Source organism: Actinomadura barringtoniae (assembly GCF_017573505.1).
GTDB classification, from domain to species: Bacteria; Actinomycetota; Actinomycetes; order Streptosporangiales; family Streptosporangiaceae; genus Spirillospora; species Spirillospora barringtoniae.
This window is the reverse complement of sequence record NZ_JAGEOJ010000071.1, coordinates 1-439: the sequence shown is the minus strand read 5'-3', so window position 1 is coordinate 439 and position 439 is coordinate 1. Positions and strand designations below refer to the sequence as shown.

The 439-nt window shown below is 73.6% G+C and carries 1 protein-coding gene; it reads left to right on the top strand.

Annotation, left to right across the window (positions count from 1 at the left end; all coding sequences use genetic code 11):
• Nucleotides 1-155: 155 nt before the first annotated feature.
• The coding region (locus J4573_RS53445; protein ID WP_208264194.1) for a hypothetical protein at nucleotides 156-439 on the top strand (284 nt) is incomplete at its 3' end.

Genomic DNA, 439 nt, shown 5'->3' with positions numbered 1-439 from the left:
GCCGCCCGCGACTTCTACCGCGCCACCGCGCACGTAGACGCCCTCACCGTCCTCGACCTCGCCACCGGCAACCCCACCCCCGGGGCCGGTAGCGCCGTTCACGCCACCACCAGAACCGCCGGGCCACGGTCCCGCACCGCGTCGCTGGAGAACTCATGACGGCCCGCACGCCCCGCACGGGCCCAACCCCCAACGCACGGCAGGCCGATCAGCCGGGTGCGCGGCTAGGAAAGCGGCCGGTCCGTGACGACTCGGTGGTCGGTCGGCTGACGCGAGTGCGCGAGGCGCTGGCGGTCTTGGACGCCACCGACCCCGACACTGACTCGATCTCCTTCGATCAGGCGACGGACCGGCTGATCGCCGCAGCGCGGGCGGTCGTGACCGCCGCCGAGCCGATCCTGGCCTCGCCGTGTACAACAGCCGCGATCGTCCGCGACGC